The organism is Frankia sp. CcWB2, assembly GCF_977927585.1.
Genome location: NZ_CDWRCM010000001.1, coordinates 47,256 through 47,999, shown reverse-complemented (window position 1 = coordinate 47,999; position 744 = coordinate 47,256). Strand labels below are relative to the sequence as shown.

Genomic DNA, 744 nt, shown 5'->3' with positions numbered 1-744 from the left:
GGTGGGAACCACCTGCTGCACGCGCTGCGCCGCAACGTCAACCTGAAGATCCTCATGTTCAACAACCGGATCTACGGACTGACGAAGGGGCAGTACTCCCCCACCTCCGAGATCGGCAAGATCACCAAGTCGACGCCGTTCGGCTCGCTGGACCGGCCGTACAACCCCGTGTCGCTGGCGCTGGGGGCGGAGGCCACGTTCGTCGGACGGTCCATCGACTCCGACCGGGCGCACCTGACCTCGGTGCTGCGCGCGGCCGCAGAGCACCCCGGCACCGCCTTCGTGGAGATCTTCCAGAACTGCAACATCTTCAACGACGGCGCCTTCGACGCGCTCAAGGAGCGGACCAGCCGGGACGACGTGACGCTGAAGCTGGCCCACGGCGAGCCCCTTGTCTTCGGCACCGAGGGCGACAAGGCCGTTCGACGGGCGCCGGACGGCAGCCTCGAGGTGGTCCCGGCGGGCAGCCCGGACGTCCTCGTCCACGACGCCTGGGCGGCCGATCCGAGCCAGGCGTTCGCGCTGTCCCGGCTCACCGGCGACTCGCACGGCGTCACCCCGATCGGCATCTTCCGCGACGTCGACGCGCCGACCTACGACGAGGCGTTGAACGCCCAGATCACCGACGCCAAGACCCGCCAGGGCGACGGGGACCTGATGTCGCTGATCGCCGGTGGGGAGACTTGGACCATCGAGTGATCTGAAAACCGTCCGCTGATCTGATCAGCACTCCACAGCCCGTGG

At 68.1% G+C, this 744-nt stretch carries 1 protein-coding gene; it reads left to right on the top strand.

The window, feature by feature from the left end; genetic code table 11:
• A partial coding sequence (locus ACY45C_RS00245) for a thiamine pyrophosphate-dependent enzyme (RefSeq protein WP_462185667.1) occupies positions 1-699 on the top strand: 699 nt, incomplete at its 5' end.
• Between the last annotated feature and the right edge of the window lie 45 nt (positions 700-744).